This is a genomic window from Rania fehmarnensis, assembly GCF_056494185.1.
Genome location: NZ_CM151398.1, coordinates 6,406,200 through 6,424,540 on the forward strand (window position 1 = coordinate 6,406,200; position 18,341 = coordinate 6,424,540).

Here is an 18,341-nt window from a genome sequence, read left to right on the forward strand (position 1 = left end):
TGCGCGTCAGCGCCTTGGAGTGAGAGTGTGTTGCGGGTTCCGGCCGGATATACTCTGCCGCAACAGGGTTTTTCTCTGTGTCTCAGTGCCTCTGTGGTTAGCTCTGGAATCCGGCAGACTTTGCGCGAACTTTGCTTCGAAGCGGTGCAAACAAAGATCGCAAACTTTGAATAAACGGGGTCAGGCCCGGGTCAGGCCCCGACTTGCACACTTTCGGACCTCCTCAAAAGGTTTGCCGCGATCTTGCGTGCCGATACCTGCCAGTTGAAAGCGTCCACCCACTAAAATTACCCCAACGCCTTCTCGAACAAAACAAGCAAACGAGACCAAGCCTTTTCGGAGAGCTCCTGGTTGTAGACCTTCGTGTCAGGTGGACACCATCCATGCCCAGCTTTATAGACTTCGATCTCCGCAGGAAGCTTGGCTTGAGCAAACGACTCCTTCAGCACATCCTTAGCTTCTGGTTCTTTCTGGTCATCGTTCTCGGCAATGCAAATCAGAAACTGAGCTTTCATCTTGGGTATCAACAGGTGAGGACTATCTGGCTTTTGGGTAACGAGTCCACCACCATGAAATGTCCCACCAGCACCAACTCGTTCAGGTACGGCCGCTGCGGTTCGCATGACAATGGGGCCCCCCATGCAATAGCCGATCGTACCGATCTTCTTTTTCTTGTCGGTTTGCGGCTGGGCGTCCAGCCACTCGATCAGTGCTTTGGCATCTACGTTGTGCGTCTTCTCGCTCAAAGTTCTCGCTAGCGGAAAGACCTCTTGAATCGGTGTGCTGCTAGCGTCCGTGGCGACAGGCGCTTTCTTGGATCGATAGAATGGATTGACTACCAGAACACTGTAACCAGATTCGGCTAGCCGCCTGCCCATCTGCCTGAACGCCGGACGCAAGCCGAAGATATCGGGCCACACAATCACTGCTGCATGGGCGCCTTCTTTAGGTGTTACGAAGTACGCATCACAAACACCATCCGGCGTTTTGATTTCTACTTCGTTCTCAGCCACTTCCGCGGCAAAAGCCGATTTCGGTAACAAAAGGGCGGCCCCAACTCCGGCTGAAACCATAACGCCTAAATCTCTGCGGGAGTACTTTTTTACATCTTCGTCAAAATGATCTTGATCGCACATGTTCTACTGCTATCGAAAGTGAGAGCTTACGTTGACCCGATCCAGTCTGAAATCTGCATACGCTCCACGAGTAATGCAGGGCAGACTTGAATCCCCGACTGCTAATTCTAGCGGCTTTTACGTCCAAGTCATTCTAAACTCGTCGCACGCAGTGACGGTGGTACAAGATTCCGCCTTGTTTGGAGGACACCACAACGTTCGGATAACAATGGATCAACCCCATCGTAAATGGTCGGTCGCGAGGGTCTTCTGTGAATGTAACTGACCTGGTTAAAAATTATGCGAACGACTGCTTGGCGTTCCCGAAACGTAAGCGGAACTGACCATCACCAATCGAACCATCACTAGCGAGGAGGATCAATGCTCCATTAAATGAGACCTGACCCAGACCTGCCCCATTTTTTTCGAATTATGGTGGATTTCTCGATGCACGTTTTGGCAGGTCTATTGATTCCGGTCGGACGCATTTGTCGTAAGAATGATCTAGATGTTCGAAGTGATTGAAGTGTTGGTAGCTCGTCGGGCCGAGCGAAAGAAACTCTACGCGGCCATGACGTCTTGCCACGCGTCCACAAAAATCTCTACTCCAAACGGGAAAAGGCGATGAGCAACTGCACGAGTCGACTTATTGCTTTCGTATGTATGTTTGGGATGGCAAGTCAGATGCCATCGTTAGCGAGGGCTGGTATCGTTATCGCGGGCACTGATACAGTCACCAATTCGACAGCTGACTTTACCATTCAAATCAACGATCCATTTTTTCCGGGTGGTTTTACTGAATTGGTCACACTGACTTCGGGTCCTTTTTCCATTGTCAGACAACAGCAACAAGGTTTAGGCGATGGTACGGCGTCTAGCTTCATTGATACGGAGATTCTCGGTTTGACATTGACGGGAACCAGTGTTAATGTCGGGCCCATGGTTGTGCGGATCGGGGCGGACAACGGCGTGCAGCAGGCGCCCACATTGGGCCAGATCACCAACGTGGTCTCTTCGCCGATCGGCTTGCCTGTGCTTGTTGGTCCAACCGGTTTTGTATCAGGCGATAGCTTCTTTGATGTTTTTTTCGAAGTCGATGCAGGTGGTAGCACCTTCTACAATCGCATTCCCCACACGCTGTCCTTGCCGGGCATCACTACTCTGCCGCCGAGCGGTAGTCATATTCCGCCTCCACTTAATCCGCCAGTTCCTCTGTACCGACGAATGGGTGCAGTAAACAGTTTAACGGATCCACAGGTGGGCTTTGCCAGTGGGGTTCATACCGTACCGGAGCCTTCTTCGATGTTCCTAATAGCCACCGGACTGCTGGCGCTTGTCCCTTATCGCATTCGTAAACGAAATTGCCAGGTGGGGAAATTTCATTTGGCAAGCTAAAAGTTTGGCGCTGATTTTTGAGGCATGCGTCCTAGCCCAAGGCTGACGCCCAGTTGCGCAAGGGCCAGGCTTTGTTTCCATTAGACCATTGACTACGCGGCGATTAACGAGCTTCCGAAATACGCTTTACCGTCATTTCAAAAGTTTTTCGTGCGGGTTGGCCCTCGACGAGATATTCACCGATTTCTGTCCAAGTATCGCCCTTGAGCGTCACGGTGTAGCGGATCTTTCCTCCACGACCATCTTCAAAGCCCCAGATAAAGCCGGTATCGGTCAGCTCGGCATCTGCCACAATCGACATCCCGTTATCTCGAAAGGCATGGAACTTATACTTCTGGCTGATGGGATCGAAGTTGCAAACGGCTAAGGCTTGAAATACGATCTTCTCGCCATCTGTAGCTGAGTTCTCGCGCCCTGTTCCTTCAATCAGCAGGACATTACCATCGAGTTTCTTCTGCACGACCTCGGATTGCTTGACTTTTAGTATGCGACCTGGACCTTGCATGATCGTTGCCTCGCCTTCCCAGCGTCCGATGAGTGACGAGAGTTTAGCCATAGCTGTTTTGCCAACCTCCGGATTAGGATTCGATTGAGCGCGGACCAAGTGAAGTGGTAGCGAGACAAGGCTGAGGAGGATCAAGAGCGAGAACCAGCGGATCGACTGCATCTGTAGAACTCCTAATTTTGGGAAGCGATGACTATCAAATCGTGAGACAGATTTGGTTCAGTTGCAGCAATTTTCGACCTCTACTTTCGGACGTGGCTTGGATGCACGGGCACGATAGCGAGTTGAAATCACACAGCGCTGCGATGAACGTTCGAGATATTATTCCGTCAGGGTTTGGCGATGTCTTGAATAATTGCGACATCCACAGTCTGATTCACGGTTTGATATTGCGATGGTGAATGGGCTGGACACGATCTTCAAAACGCGACGGCGACATGCCTGTTAGGTCGATCGCTTCACGCGTCAGATGCGATTGATCGGCGAAACCACTTTCCGCGGCGACAATGCTCCAACCCTTGGGTTTGGGCTGCACGACGTTGGACAAAGCGTGACGCATTCGCCGAATGCGGCAGTACTCTTTAGGTGTTATCCCAACTCGGGTTCGAAAGCGACGTTGCAACTGGCGTGGGCTGATTTCTAGTTGATCCGCGATCTCACGTATCGAGCAGTTTCCATCACTCGCTTGAATCGCCTGTAAGCAACGTCGAACAATTGGATCTACGACTGGACATTGATCGCGACGTCGAGCCACAAACCGACACAAGATCGAAATCGCATCTAGTGGTCGACAATTGCGGAGTTGTTCTTCAAGAGCTCCTGAGAGATGGGGCGCCAGATTCACCAATGGCTCGGACCTTTCGAATAGTTCAAGAGCGGAGACGCCCAATATCAAACCACCACAATCCGGCCAAAAGCGAATGCCGCAATAATGATCGCCCGCCCGAATATCAACACGGTGCTCGCGGGTGCGAGGCCCCATGAACATCAGAAACGCATGAGGCAGTTGAGGATATGCTTTGTAAAGCAGTGTTACGCAGCCATCTGGTACAACATGATGTGCGTAAACACCCGGCAAGTTGCTGTCGGCAGTAAATTCCCAGCCACACAGAAGAAGATCGCCAACTGGGCCATCCACAGGGTGTTCGATATAGGTGAGCGGGTAACTCGACATTCAGCATCATCCTACGGTAGATACGACTGCAGATCCGACCAGCCGGCCAGGGATCAATTCACATTATCTTCTAACTGTTCTCGCGGTTGCCGGTGCAGATGAGACTGATTATAGCTGAGGCACACATCGACCTTTTGACCTGTCCTTGATTTAGCACATCAAAGCTACGGTGCGCCGCAGCACTCCAAGGAGTCACCCCTGGAGTGCGGGGCCATCTGGCACCGCTTTGATGTAACTAAAGTCCTTAGCCGCAACCTGAGTCGCTCTGAAAGTTTGGAGTCACCTAGTTCGAGCAGGCTGCGGTATAGTTTGGTTCTCACATCAAAGCTACGGCTGCGCCGCAGCACTCCAAGGAGTCAGCCTTGGAGTGCGGTGCCATCTGGCACCGCTTTGATGTAACTAAAGTCCTTAGCCGCAACCTGAGTCACTCTGGAAGTTTGGAGTCACCTGGTTCGAGCAGGCCGCGGTATAGTTTGGTTATCACATCAAAGCTACGGCTGCGCCGCAGCACTCCAAGGAGTCACCTTTGGAGTGCGGGGCCACCTGGCACCGCTTTGATGTAAGTAAAGTCCTATGCCGCAGCCTGAGTCACTCTGAAAGTTTGGAGTAACCTGGTTCGAGCAGGCTGCGGTAAGCTTGGGTTACTGCCGATTGCACTCCCAGCGAGTGTCACGTTGGCTGCCGTTGAATTCACTCATCGTCCAACCAACCATCTTGTTATCTGTGACAATCGCGGCGTACGTTGTGGGAACATTCACATTGCGGAACTGGCTATTAGCATCGAAGACGAGCTGGTTGCCGTTAAGTTCGACATTGGAAATCGACTGTGAGGCAGGCTCTTCGTCACCGCGTTTTGTTATCAAAATTCCAGATACTTTGTCGCCCGCCATCGTGAGCTCAAGAGTGAATTGTGTTCGATTGGGGCCAAAGGTTCTTTCCCACTTCCACGTTCCAGTCATGTCCACTGACTTGGATTCATCCAAGCCTGGGAACGGGTCTGCAATGTTGGGTTTGATTGCGGCCGCTTCTGCCACCAAGTCGTCGGTGGGCGGCTCGATGCCCGGCGCGTCTCGCCAAATCCATCGCAACATTTGAGGCAGCATCGCGCCGCCGTGATCGTCGGAATGGCCGCCCTCGCCTAAGACAAACGCAAAATCGTAACCTTTTTCTGTAAACGCCGCTTTCATCTTTTGATTCTGAAGATACCAATCGCGTTCCAAGTTCTGAGGACTACGCAGATCATGAATTCCATCCTGCAAGAAAATGCGAATCGGCTTCTTCGGCTCTTTTAAGATAAGGTCAGGGTAGACATGCCCGCCGTGGATGTTGGTAAAACTACCGATCATGCTGACGACATTTCTGAATTGATCAGGTCTATGCCAGGCAACGGTGAAAGCGCAGATCGCTCCACTGCTCGATCCGCCAATGGCTCGCAAGGCAGGATCGGATGTCAAGTTGTAACTCTTGCCAACTTCGGGCAACATCTCCTCGATAATGAACCGCGCGTACTTGTCGTCGAGTACGTCGTACTCGCGATCGCGATTATTGGGATTGCCTGTGCCAATGTCCTCGGGAAACTCAGCGCCACGTTGACCTGGTGTTATGAAGATGCCAATGGTTGTCGGTATCTGATTCTTGACACTCAGATTCTCTAAGACATTTTGCACTCTCAAGACGCCGTTGGGATTGGTGGCCCGGGCACCATCTTGAAATACCAACACGGCCGCTGGCTTGTCTGCGGTATAGGTCGAAGGAACATAGACCCAATACTTCCGCACGGTGTTTTCAAGGATCTGGCTGTGGAACAGGAAAGGGCCGTTCAGCTTGCCTCTCAAGTCGCCGTCCACCTTCGATTGGTCGCCCAGTGGATAGGTTACGATTGGCTGCGGCTGTAGTCGCGACTTGGCTTTCGACTCTTCAAACAGCCGATTGGCCCACTTGATAAAGTGTGGAATATTTGGCACATCGGTATGACCACCATCATGTTGCCGCCAGGCCAGTTCGCCGCTGAGCAGGTCCGTATTGACCGGCGGCATTTTCTCGTTGTTGTAGTCGTCGCTGCGGCCCAGGTCTCGCGCGCCGAGTAGGCGGAAAGCTGGTTGAGCTGCGATGGTTGCCATGAAGCTGCCTTGTTGATCCAGCCACAATGCGTCTCCCTTCTCGGGAACGCCATAGCTGATGAAAGTCATTCGCGGAGCACATAACGCGATCAACATATGAGCATCAACGGGTAGATCGCTGGCGTTCTTCGAGCCAAACGTAGATTCAGCCGTACCGTATTTCAAGAAGTTGCCAGCCATCCAATGATATTCACCCGAACCTGTCAGGTTCTCGACGGCTTCACCAAAGTTCCTGCGATAGAGACTCGCACCGCCTTCACCTGACGAAGCGACAAGTGCCATGGCGAATCGTTCGTCGAAGGCCATGGTAACGAGTGCTGCCTTGCCGTAACGCGAGACTCCATCAATGCCGACCCTCTTCGCGTTTACTGCCGGCTCGGTCTCAAGGTAATCAAGTCCGCGAGAAGCTCCCCAGGCCCAGGCGCGCAGCGAACCCCACTGATCCGGTTTGCGCGGTTGCCCTTTGTTGGAAAGGCCGATGATGCCGCGAGTCAAACCGCCGCCGGTCTGTCCTGCTGGCCGAGGTGGGCCAAATCGTCGTTGTTGTTCGCCTCCGGAATCTTCCTGAATACTGTTGGCATTGATGGTCACAGCCGCCCACCCGGCTTCGACCAGTTGCTGTTCTTTCGAAGGCGGGCCACCCGGACGAGGTTCTCCGAATCTGCGACCGCCAAAGTTAACATCTTCCCCATCGAGACCCCAAGCAGTGAAACCGAATTGCATCAAGGCAGGCACCGGCCCTTGGGTTTCTTTCGGTAGGATGATAGACATCATGATGTTGACCTCAATCTCTGGGCAACCAGAGTTGTCAACTTGACCAACCAGTCGTTTCTCGATGACGTCGGTCTCGCCCAATTTCTTCTCTATCGACTTTACCACTTTCCAATTAACGGCAGGCACACCACTGGGAATTCTCCCAAGCACTTCGCGTTCAAAGTCTTCCACAATTTCTGGACGACGTTGCTTCCACCACTGCTGGGATGTGGTGACCTTCGTGCCGTCTTTCAACGTCATGAGTTCCGGGAGGTTCGGAAAAGGATTGGCTTTCGTTTCGTCGGTATTGGCTGCATTGGGATTGTCTGGATCACCACTTGGACCAGGACGCAACTTCGTGATGCCGAGTTGCTGCTGCATATCGCGATGATCGTCTTGAGTAGAGAATGTCACCACAGTTGTGGTCTGCTTCTTCAGATCGTCGGGAGTTGTTTCCTGAGCGATTAGGCGACGGCCCAAATCCTCACTGATGGGAAACAGCACACACAGCGATAAAACGATCGACGCACGCATGATGAGCTTTCTGCAAAAGGGCCTTGGGGAGTTGAGAGCCCATTTTAATAGAACTTGGGCCAGCACGCCCACCCGGCATTCGAAACTTGGAAACTAGCATGGGTAAATTGAGTCATGCTCCCACCCACGCAAGATACGCAAGGAATCGAGCACCATTACTTTACGCATCAATCATTTACGCGTAAAGCAATTAACGAGGCTGCAATCGGGGGATTCGCAAGCGGCGGTAGTGCCGAGCCGTTCTTTTTGGCAACTCTCAGGCAACAAACCGACCAATGAATGAAAAATCCCCGGAACATGAGCTGCACCCCAAGCAGGATGACTAAGGCAAGCCGAGTTGCTATGATGGAACAACCCCGCCACCTTTCCGCCCTGCCTACTTCCTGACACTTTCTTCAAGATGCAAATTTGAGAAACTTCCTGTGCTTTTTATTGACCCTGACCATGGCCGCGGCTGCAACGGCCCAGGAGCAAGATTTTGTGGCGCTCGAGGCTGAGACAAAGAAGGTCTTCGAGGAGCGCGTCGCGCCCTTCTTCAAGTCCTACTGCACGGACTGCCATGGTATTCACAGAATGGAGGGCGGTATCAACTTTGCCCCGACGCTAGCAGCACCCGGAGCATCTTCCTCGACCAAAACTTGGAAGCAGGCACTCGCCAATATCAAGGCGCACGACATGCCGCCCGACGATGCGAAGATGCAGCCGACCGATGACGAGCGGCAGATGTTCATAGACTGGATGGATACGATTAAATTTCTCAGCCCGAAGGACCCAGGCGCGTTTGTAATCCGTCGGCTGACCAAGATGGAATATGGCAACACCCTGCGGGATCTTTTCGGAGTGGATCCGGCCATCGCCGCAGCGTTGCCAGATGAGGTGTTCGGCGAGGGGTATCTCAATACGCTATCGCCGCTTCAATCGGAACAATATCTCGCCATCGCCAATGAAGTGCTAAACAATATTTTGGCGACCAAAGATCAGCCACCAACGGAAATACAACAGCGTCTTTTTGGTGACACGCCCGCGCCAGGCAGCGATCTCCGCGCGGCCGCCAGAACGGTCGCGACCCGCTTGGCCCGCAACGCCTATCGCCGGCCAGCATCGGAAGCGGAACTGGAAATGTTGCTACAGGTCTTCGATCTGGCGCAGGAGAACGAGCTCGACTACGCAGCGTCGCTGCGTCTGATGCTCAAGGCAGTCCTTGTTTCTCCTCAGTTCCTGTTCATCACACCGGAGAAGGAGCCGGAGGTGGGACAGACCATTGCGCCGCTGGATGACTATCAACTCGCTTCGCGCCTGTCGTATCTGCTCTGGGCGACGATGCCCGATGCGGAACTATCCGCGCTTGCAGATGCGGGGAAGCTTCACGACCAGTCGGTCCTCCGCGCACAGGTGAAGCGGTTGCTCGCCGATCCCAGGTCGCGGGCGCTGTTCGATGGCTTCGGCGCGCAGTGGCTTGGCATGATGGACTTGGAGAGCAAGACGTTTGATACCGCGATGTTTCCTCAAATGACAGCCGAGATGCGCGCGGCGATGGTGGACGAGGCGCGGTTGTTCTTCGACAGTATCGTCCGCGAGAACCGCAGCGTGATCGACTTCGTAGATAGCGATTACACTTTCCTCAACGGCACTCTGGCCGCGCTCTACGGTCTGGAAAAAACGGTTACTGGCCCCGAGATGCGCAAAGTACAGCTGGAGGACAGGAATCGAGGCGGAATCCTCGGCATGCCCGGCATCCTGGCGACGACCTCTTTCCCGAATCGGACCAGTCCCGTGAAGCGCGGCGTGTGGGTGCTTGAACAAGTGCTCGGAGAACACGTGCCGCCGGCGCCGCCGAACGTTCCGCCATTGGAAAAGCAAGACCAGCAAGCGGTGGAGAGTCTGACTCTGCGGCAGCGCACCGAACTCCATCGAACAAACGCCGTGTGCGCGAACTGCCACAAGATTCTCGACCCGATCGGCTTTGGTTTGGAGAACTTTGATGCCATCGGCCGCTGGCGAGATCAAGACGATACGGGCGGCGCAATCGACGCCGCGGGCGAGTTACCGGGTGACCAACATTTTTCATCGCCACGCGAACTGAAAGCCATCATCGCCGCGCGCAAGGAAGAGTTGGCTAGGAACCTCACTCGAAAATTGCTCGCCTATGCCTTGTGCCGCCAGCTCGAAGGCTACGATGAGATCGTGGTCGATCAATTGATGGAGGCCATCGCGAACGATGGCTACCGCATGCAGGACTTGATTTCTGAGATCGTCACCAGTTATCCATTCATTAATCGCCGCGTTCATGAACCCGAGGCCACGCAGACCAATGGTCAATAAATTCCGTATCGATCGTCGTACACATTTGAAAGGCCTCGGCGCCGCCCTAGCGCTACCGCTTTTGGAAACGATGGGCTGGGCTGATGAACACAAGGATGAGAGCGTCAAACCACCCGTCCGACTTAGCTTCATGTACATGCCGCACGGTGTCATTCCAGATCAGTTCTGGCCGGCCAGTGCGGAGAGTTTTCTGAGTTCGCCGCCGCCTGCTTTGGAATCGCTGCGGCCCATACTTGATCAGTGCTTGCTCATGAAGGGCATCTCGGGCGTACCGATCATGCCGTTCGGTGGCGCGCCGCATGCGCTGGAGCTGTCGACTTGGCTCACGGCGCAGCTACCCGATGCGGACACGCGAAGCCAGATCAACATAGCGATATCTGCGGACCAGATCGCGGCCAACTTTGTAGGTGGTTTCACTTCGCTGCGTTCGCTGGAGTTGGCTACGATGCCGCAGACGCACAAAGAGAACCAGGAAGGCTTGAACGAAGGATACTACACGCACTGCAGCTTCCGTTCGCCGACGCAGCCAGTCCCTGCCGAAACGAATCCTCGCAACGTACTCAACCGACTGTTCGGCAAAACTGATCAACCTGGACAACTCGAAAGAGTAGACCCGCTCGATCGTCAGATGCTCGATTTGGTTCTTGATGGCGCCAAAAATCTGCGCCGGAAACTCCCACGAGACGACCAGCACAAACTGGATGAATACCTTGACAGCGTGCGCGCCGTGGAGCGTCGCATCGCCGCCATCGAGTATCTTCAAAAGGAGGCCGCGCTGGAAAAGGCCGGAGTAGCTGCGAGCAAACGCAATGCCTCCGATTCCCCACCGATCGAAATCAAGATTCCTGTAGGCGACAAACGCAGCGAATACATGCAGGTCATGTGCGACCTCAACGTGCTCGCCTTTCAGACCGACACAACTCGCGTCAGCACCTACATCGGCTCCACGCCCAACGGTGTGTCCTATCCCGAGCTTGGGTTCAATGACGAGCATCACTCTCAGACTCACCACGAGAACAGGCCCGAGCAAGTCGCGAAAGTCGCCGCGATCACTGCGTTCAACATCGCCCAGTTCGCCTACATGGTCAAGAAGATGGCCAGTCTCCGCGAAGGGGACGGCACTTTGCTCGACAACTGCATCATGATGTGGGGCTCGGGCCTCGAAGATGGCAACAAACACTCGCGCGACAACCTCCCCTTTATCATCGCCGGCAAGGGTGGTGGCACGATCAACACGGGCCGCTTCCTGCCAGACACCAAAGGCAATCAAGGCGACCTGCTCACCACGATCCTAGCCTGCGCTGGCATCCCGCTCGATCGCCCCATTGGCATCGCGACCCAACAGATAAAGGACATGACTCACAATCTCTAACCTTCACAATGGTGGCTGATTTGTTGTCGCTCTAGTCATCTGAGTCTTTTCCGGCAGGGGTCTTATCTGGCAGGGGTCTTCTCTGCGATCCTCTGCGTTTTGTGGCTCCCTTGTCCAGGTAGCCGTAATTCGCTCGCAGATAATCGCTAGCTGTTAGCCGCCATGGCTTGAATCAACCATGCTCTGGCGAACGCCCAATGGCGACTGGCAGTGGCTCTCGAGATACCTAAGGCATTGGCAGCGTCCTGTTCTGACAAACCCGCGAAGTATCTCAACTTTACCAGTTCTGATTTCTGTGGATCTTGCTGGGTAAACTGCGACAAAGCTTCATCCAGGGCCAGCAGATCATCGTCAGGCATTTCGGCGAGACTTGCCGCTTCGGACAAGCTGACTCGCTGGCGATCGCCACCATGCCGCGAGCGTTTGCGTTTTCGCGCACGGTCGACGAGGATTTGACGCATGGCCTCCGCGGCAACTCGGAAGAAGTGATGCCGGTCATTAAATCCCCGGTCGCCGACCAGCTTTAAGTAGGCCTCGTGGACCAGCCCTGTAGCATCGATAGTTTGACCTGGTTTTTCATGCGCCATTTTCGCGGTCGCGAGGCGCCGCAACTCTTGATAGACGAGAGGCAACAATTCCGCAGCAGCCTGTTGATCTCCGCGGTTGGCTGCTTCAAGCAGTTTGGTCATGGGAGTCATTTCTGCTGGCTGATCGTTTTCCATTTCGCCACCTCGTCGGGCTTGTTGAGGGCCTCGTATAAGCTGACCAATCGACCAACGATGAGCAACGGGGTGTGCTGTTCCCACTGGGGAGCGGCAGCCAATTGCTCATTCCACTCCGAGTAAGCTTCCGTCAAGACAGATTCTGCTTCGGCATACTTTTTCTGTTCATGCATGGCAAATCCGAGCCACGTTTTGTACATGGTCGTATTCCAGTCATTGTTGCCCGACTGATGCGATTCTTTGATCGCTTCTCGGAAGTGAGTTTCAGCTTCGGCGAACGCGCTGGCCTGCATGCGAGCGAAACCAAGATTGTAAGTCGCTGCGGCGAGCGTCTTTGGCGAAGCGTTTCTATGCTCCTTCAAGGCTCGGAGTACAGCCGAACTCATTTCGGTGGCCAAGTCCGCTCGACCTGCAAGTGCTACCACCCTGACCAGGCTGCCATACGAGAGGACGGCATCGTTGACCGTCCGCCAGCCACCTGCTTGCTGACGAGTGATCGCCTCTTCGGCCAGCTTGATCACATCGTCGTTTCGTCCGGCATACAGGTAGCTAAACGCGAGGGCATTCGTAGCTCGAAGCAATGAAACCTCCGATGGATTTGATTCGCGCAATACTTCCAGGTTTTGCTCTAGTGTTGGGATGCGAAGTTCTGCCCACGGTTTCATCCGCTCAGGCTGAAGTTTATAGTCGAAACTTAACAACACCGTCTCGCTCAACTTTAGCCAGGCATCGGCGGCGGGTTTATCATTGGGTTTGTGGTTTGTGTTCATTTCTCTGTACAGTGTCAGCGCTTCGTCGTGTCGACCGTTTGCGACATATGCGAGCACCACTTGACTAACGAGTTGGACTGTCGCTGTGGTCAACTTGTCATCGACCAGAGTTTTTTGCGTAAGCTTGTCGAACAACATCTGCCATTCTGTGGCCCATTGCTTAGCTTCTTCGGAGCGGTTCGACGTTTCTAGGATAGTGATGAGTTGCCGGAACGCCGTGTGTCGATGAGCGTAGTCGTATGGCGGTATTTGGGCGAAATAGTCGGCCACATTCCGGCAGCCGGCGAGCAGGTGTGGCTCAGCTGCGCTTGGCTCATGCAATTGATACAGAAGTCCTCCCAAGGCGGACTGGGCCATGCCGAGCTGGTAACTGCGATGTTTAGGCCCCCGTGCAGCGACAATTACATCCACAGCCGCTTGAGCGTGCTTGAGCGCGTCGTCGAGCTTGCCAAGTTTCTTCTCCGAAAGAAAAAGTCCATGGTAGGCTTTGCTTTTGTTCTCCGCACTTGTGGCGGCTTTCGCTTCGGCTTCAAAGATCTTGGCCGCTAATTCGTAATCGCCAGCGCTGAATACTTCCCACGGCTTTCCTGCCTTGATTTTGCCGCTTGCAATCAGCGCCGCATATGCGGCTCGGGCGCGAGTGGCGTCAGCCGGACGGTTCGTCGCTGTGTACAACTCAGCGAGTACCTTGTGAGCTGTAGCGGACTGTTTGCCGTTATCGAACAGCGGCTGTTTGTCGTGAAACTCAACCAAATCGGTGACCGACGATGTCAACATCGCTTCGGCTTCGGCATACTCTTTTCGCTTCAGCAGCAACTCGCCCACCGTAAGCCGGGCCATTCCGGTCCACCAACTGCGAAAGTTCGACGTCTGCCCAGTGAGCAAAGCGGCCAATCCCTTCCGTGCGAACTGCAAGGCATCGTCGTCACGTCCGAGTTTCGCCGCCATCCGCGAGGCACCGTTGTTGGACAGGAATTTGAATTGCGGTTCCGTAGCCGCTCGAACGTTCTCTTCAAATAGTCGGAGCGCGGACTCGGTGTCCTCGCGACTATCCAGCATCACTGCCAACTCGTGTCGCGAGATCCAGGTGCTTGGATGAAAAAGATCACCTCGCTGTGCCCAACCGTCGAGGTTGTCTTGCCAAACACTCAACGCTTCCTCATGTTTGCCCATGGCCTTGAAGGTCTCGGCCAATTCGCTAAAGGCGGTATCGAGCAGTGGGTGATCTGGCCGAACTTTCATGTCTTTCATCGTCTCATGAATGGCTTCAATTTCCATCAGCGCTTCCTTCGGCATGCCATCAAGCCGAAGGGCGTAGGCGACATGGCCAGCCGCCAAGAGGGTCAATAGATCATGGCTCCCCAATGCGCTGCGCCCGGCATCAGCCAGTGACCGGAAGTACTTCACCGCTTCGCCCGCTCTCCCGCCTTCTGCCATCAACCGGCCGATGTAGATCTGAGCGTCAAACGCCGTGCGGTCGCTCGCGCCAAACTTTCGGTGGAGGTCAGCCGCAACGGCTTGGAGCGATTTCTCAGCCAACTCGCGCTGACTGAGGTAGTAGTATTGCATGGCCTGTTGGTATCTCGCGATGAGTGTCGCGCGGTCGTCCGGCCCGCGGGCTACGAGATAGAGGGGGATGGCTCGATCGATCAGCTCGAGTGACTTCGCGTCTTGGCCGATGCCTGAGTATCCCGCAGATAAGGCATGCAGCACTTCGGCTTGGACGAATGGCAAGCCCGGAAACTTCTTTTCGATTCGCTCTGGAGTCAGTTGGTCGGCCGCGCGATCGAGTAGTTCGTGAAGCGTCGGGTTCATTTTCAAGTCGACCGCGCCACCTGTCAGCGGTGAGCCGAGGATTTGGGAATGAAAATCTGCCTGCCGAATGAGGTCATCCTGTAAGAAGGACCGCACCGCATCCGATGCCCGTTTCTCTTCCTCTGCCCTCAATCTCTCTTGCTCCGCCCGCTGCTGTTCTGTTCTGGCGAGTGCCCGCTGTTCGTTCGCCTCGGCTTCCCGACTTTCCGCTTTCTTCCGCTCAGCTGCTTCGCCTCGACGGGCCTTTTCGGCTTGCACCGCCAATGTAACGCCCATGATCGCTGCGGCCATGGTCAGCCCGACAAACGCAGTGGATACCCACACCGCTGCCTTGTTGCGTCGGTAGGCCTTTCGCATACGGTATCCAAAGCTCGGCGGACAAGCCTCGACGGTGTCTCCTTTCAGATAGCGCTGGACATCTTTCGAGAGACCGTTGGCGGTGTCGTAGCGACGAGTGCGATCCTTTTCGAGCGCCTTCATCACGATCCAATCGAGTTCACCGCGAACCAGTCCGGGCAGCTTTGCCGCCTCGACTTGTCGGCTCGCAGCCAAAATCGGCAAAGACTTGTCTGTCGACAGTCGCATGCTTGGCCGCGGCGGCTCTTCTTCACGTATCAGCCGCTTCATTTCCTCCCAAGCGGCCTCCTTGAACCGCGCCTTCTCCAGTGGAGTCGTACCGGTCAGCAACTCGTAGAGAATCACTCCCAGCGCGTAGATGTCGGTGCGCGTATCGACATCCAGGGCATTAATGCCCACTTGTTCTGGGGCCATGTAAAGTGGCGTACCGACGACGGTGCCGTAAGCAGTGTGCAGCGTGCGCTCAGTGAGCAGTTGCGACGAGTTGAGCGCTTTGGCCAATCCAAAGTCGATGACTTTCGGCACCGGCTTGCCATCGTGTTCGGTCACCAAAACGTTGGCGGGCTTGAGGTCTCGATGGATGATGGCTTTTTGATGCGCATGCTGGACGGCCGAGCAGATTTGCACGAAGAGGTCAAGACGCTCGCTGACGGACAACTTGCGGGCATCGCAGTATTCCGTTAGCGGCAAGCCCTTGACCAACTCCATCGCAAAGTACGGTCGTCCGCTTTCATCGGTGCCTGCGTCGTGGACCTTGGCGATGTTCGGGTGGTCCATCAAAGCTAGCGCCTGTCGCTCTGCCTCGAAGCGCGCCAGCACGGCCTTCGAATCCATGCCCGCTTTAATTAGCTTGACGGCCACGAGTCGTTTGACTGGTTCCTTCTGCTCAGCCATCCAAACAGTGCCCATGCCGCCGTCACCTATTTGCTCCAGCAGCTTGTACCTCTTGGCAATCATCGTACCGACTGCCTGCGTTTCCGTTGCCCGCGTCGCCTCAAGCTCCGCGTAGGCGACCACGGGATTGTCGAGTTGATGATTCACTTGGTCGTGGGCCTGTAGCAGTCCATCCAGCTGCTGACGAAGTGCCGCATCACCCGCACACTCCCATTCAAGGAACCGCCTGCGCGGTTCGCCTGATAATTCAGCGGCGGCAGCAAATAGTGTTTCCAGGCGCTTGGAAATATTGGTCATGCTCGGCTTTCTCCAACAGTTAGTTTACAAACTCCCTAATTGATAAGCGACATAAACAGACGATGCGCCTCATCGATACCCGACGGAACTCAACTCGCACCGGTTTGGCACACTGGTTTCATTCGGGGTAAATAGTTTTGGGCGACCTGCCTTAGTGCTGCTCATCAACCACGAAGTTGACACTGGTACAGTGTGAAATGGAAACCTATTCACCAGCCGCTCTTAGGGAGAGGCGTAACTTGGACCAGAGCCTGTCCTGATAGGCGAGGAAAGATATGTTCGCTGGTAGATCGGCTGCAGGGTCAATCGCGACAATTCATTAGCTTCCAACTCGAAAACACTTGCCACCAGCAACACGGATGGAGTATGCTGTCGACCGCTCACACCGCACTTATTTATTTTCTTGCCCTGCATTCTGAGTTGACTACTTACTGCCAATGCGGCCAACTCCGTAAAGCTTGCGTGACCATAGTAAGTCGCGGACCGTGCATTTCAGCGCTTGCGCATTACCTCGCCGTGACTTTGAGAGGTGTCGTTCCGCTGCGTAGGAAGAGCTTCCGCAGTTCCTTTACCGGAGGATCGAGTATGAGCATAGTTCGCGGCCGAGTAACGCCGCACTACGCCTCTGAGCTAAGTCGTTCGGCGATTGTGATTGTGAATCTTTAAAGTTGGGATCGGGAGTTTCAAATGGCAACCGAAGTGAGAACGTGCGTCGAATGTCAGGGGTCAATGTCACCCATCGTCATCATGGACCTCGCGCCCGGTTTGGCCCGACGCGCGGTAGCCGGACCGCTTACCTACCGGCTGCCGGAAGACCGCGTCAGCTTCTGGACGGGGCAGTACCCGACTACCGGTGTGGTGCAAGCGTTTATGTGCGCAGGGTGCGCACGTATCGCAATGTACGGTTGCGCCGCTGAACCTGAACCAAACATGACGACAGACAGTCTTCCCCCGACAACTTCGACAACAAGCTGAGTCCACTACACCGAACGTCGGCGATCGTTGATCAACAACGTGTGCGCCAACACGACTTGACAAGCCGGTCCCGTTGGGCGATGAAAGAAAGTGGATCGTCGGCCTATGGCTTCTTATTGCCTGGCGGTATGGGGACTAGTTGGGGTGCGGCGCCGGTGCCGGGTATCGCTTGACTGACCAACGTGTCCCCCAAGGCTGCTTCCCAGTCATGGTCGAGCAGCAAATCGAAACCTGGATTCTGCTCTTTCACCTGGCATGAACAGGGGCCACACAGAAATGAGGATGCAGTGCGAATGGTGGCGGGGGCTATGCCCTTGCCGACCAAGGCGTACAGGACAATGCCACGTCCAAACACTGGGAATGCCAGCGGTTCGTTCCTTTCGCGCAAATCTGGTTCACTGTTGAGCAAGCAATCCACCAAGAACTGCTCGCGCGCATCGTCCCGCGATAGCGTTAAGACAGAGAACTCCATGCGCAGCTTGACCTTCAATTGGTCAAGTAACTCCGGCTTTACTTCCATCTCCTCGGCTGTCGGCAACTTCAACCAGGCTTTGTCCAGCGCGAGTTGCTTCTCAAGAGTATTTCGAGCCATCTCGTCCTTGTCTTTATCACCACATTCCAACAAGACCCACACGGCTGAATGACCTTGGGCCAATCGCTGCGCAATCTCTGCCCTTGCAGGCGAAGCCACGATGCCCCGGATGCTGGCATCCGTCACAGGGCTGACATGTGCTACCTCTCCGCGCAAGTTGGATTTGTCGGGGTAGATCGCGATTGCGACAGGACCATGGCTACCGTAGGCACGCCATAGCTTTTTAGCTTGATCGCTCGTGGTGCGCTCGATGTCGATTACTTCCAAGTTCACTTTGGACTGAAGCTTACCTGCCGAACCAGTGGCAAATTTGGCTTGGACGCTTTGAGTAATCGTTTGCAACATCGATTCTGACAGCGGCTTGTCGGTCAGGATCATCAGTTTATATTGATCCGGAGACCAACGTTCTAAGGCATATCGAAACACCGGAACCTGACAAGCAATCGCCGAGCTCGACAGTACTAATACCAACACGATGGCCAACTTCACATACCCACTACCAATCGAGAATCGTCCGCTCATAGTCAATCGCTGCTCACTATAAATGCCTTGATCTCAATCTAGTCCCCAAAACCGGCCCACATGTTTCAGTGATCCGGCTTCAATTAACTGGGTTCAATTAACTGGCT

Annotated in this window: 10 protein-coding genes; 3 read left to right on the forward strand and 7 right to left on the reverse strand. The window is 54.6% G+C overall.

The window, feature by feature from the left end; genetic code table 11:
• Nucleotides 1-287: 287 nt before the first annotated feature.
• Nucleotides 288-1,136 carry a dienelactone hydrolase family protein gene (locus SH573x_RS21965; RefSeq protein WP_479349939.1) on the reverse strand — a complete coding sequence of 283 codons (849 nt, stop codon included), beginning with the start codon at nt 1,134-1,136 and terminating at the stop codon, nt 288-290.
• Between the two features lie 558 nt (nt 1,137-1,694).
• Here SH573x_RS21965 and SH573x_RS21970 point away from each other — a divergent pair.
• The gene (locus SH573x_RS21970) at nt 1,695-2,510 is read left to right on the forward strand and encodes a PEP-CTERM sorting domain-containing protein (protein WP_479349940.1); all 816 of its coding nucleotides are present in this window, start codon (nt 1,695-1,697) and stop codon (nt 2,508-2,510) included.
• A gap of 103 nt (nt 2,511-2,613) precedes the next feature.
• Here SH573x_RS21970 and SH573x_RS21975 read toward each other — a convergent pair whose 3' ends face one another.
• The 3 genes from SH573x_RS21975 to SH573x_RS21985 all read right to left on the reverse strand — a co-directional run bounded on the left by SH573x_RS21975 (nt 2,614) and on the right by SH573x_RS21985 (nt 7,596).
• The gene (locus SH573x_RS21975; RefSeq protein WP_479349941.1) at nt 2,614-3,177 is read right to left on the reverse strand and encodes a hypothetical protein; all 564 of its coding nucleotides are present in this window, start codon (nt 3,175-3,177) and stop codon (nt 2,614-2,616) included.
• A 214-nt stretch (nt 3,178-3,391) separates the two neighbouring features.
• Nucleotides 3,392-4,189 (reverse strand): helix-turn-helix transcriptional regulator, encoded by a 798-nt coding sequence (locus SH573x_RS21980; RefSeq protein ID WP_479349942.1) that lies wholly within the window; start codon nt 4,187-4,189, stop codon nt 3,392-3,394.
• Nucleotides 4,190-4,830: 641 nt separating this feature from the next.
• Entirely contained in the window at nt 4,831-7,596 is a 2,766-nt protein-coding gene (locus tag SH573x_RS21985; RefSeq protein WP_479349943.1) for a glucuronyl esterase domain-containing protein, read from the reverse strand.
• Nucleotides 7,597-8,004: 408 nt separating this feature from the next.
• Between SH573x_RS21985 and SH573x_RS21990 the strand changes: the two genes are divergently transcribed.
• Nucleotides 8,005-9,918, forward strand: a complete 1,914-nt coding sequence (locus SH573x_RS21990; protein ID WP_479349944.1) for a DUF1592 domain-containing protein — start codon at nt 8,005-8,007, stop codon at nt 9,916-9,918.
• The gene (locus tag SH573x_RS21995) at nt 9,908-11,290 is read left to right on the forward strand and encodes a DUF1552 domain-containing protein (protein WP_479349945.1); all 1,383 of its coding nucleotides are present in this window, start codon (nt 9,908-9,910) and stop codon (nt 11,288-11,290) included. The genes SH573x_RS21990 and SH573x_RS21995 overlap by 11 nt, the downstream gene beginning before the upstream one ends.
• Nucleotides 11,291-11,436: 146 nt before the next feature.
• On the opposite strand, the gene SH573x_RS22000 is transcribed toward SH573x_RS21995, so the two are convergent.
• The 3 genes from SH573x_RS22000 to SH573x_RS22010 all read right to left on the reverse strand — a co-directional run bounded on the left by SH573x_RS22000 (nt 11,437) and on the right by SH573x_RS22010 (nt 18,234).
• Nucleotides 11,437-11,979 carry an ECF-type sigma factor gene (locus SH573x_RS22000; protein ID WP_479349946.1) on the reverse strand — a complete coding sequence of 181 codons (543 nt, stop codon included), beginning with the start codon at nt 11,977-11,979 and terminating at the stop codon, nt 11,437-11,439.
• A 5-nt stretch (nt 11,980-11,984) separates the two neighbouring features.
• Nucleotides 11,985-16,145: a serine/threonine protein kinase gene (locus SH573x_RS22005; protein WP_479349947.1), complete on the reverse strand. Its 4,161-nt coding sequence runs from the start codon at nt 16,143-16,145 to the stop codon at nt 11,985-11,987.
• Between the two features lie 1,078 nt (nt 16,146-17,223).
• A complete protein-coding gene (locus SH573x_RS22010; protein WP_479349948.1) occupies nt 17,224-18,234 on the reverse strand; it encodes a hypothetical protein in 1,011 nt (336 codons plus the stop codon).
• Nucleotides 18,235-18,341: the final 107 nt, after the last annotated feature.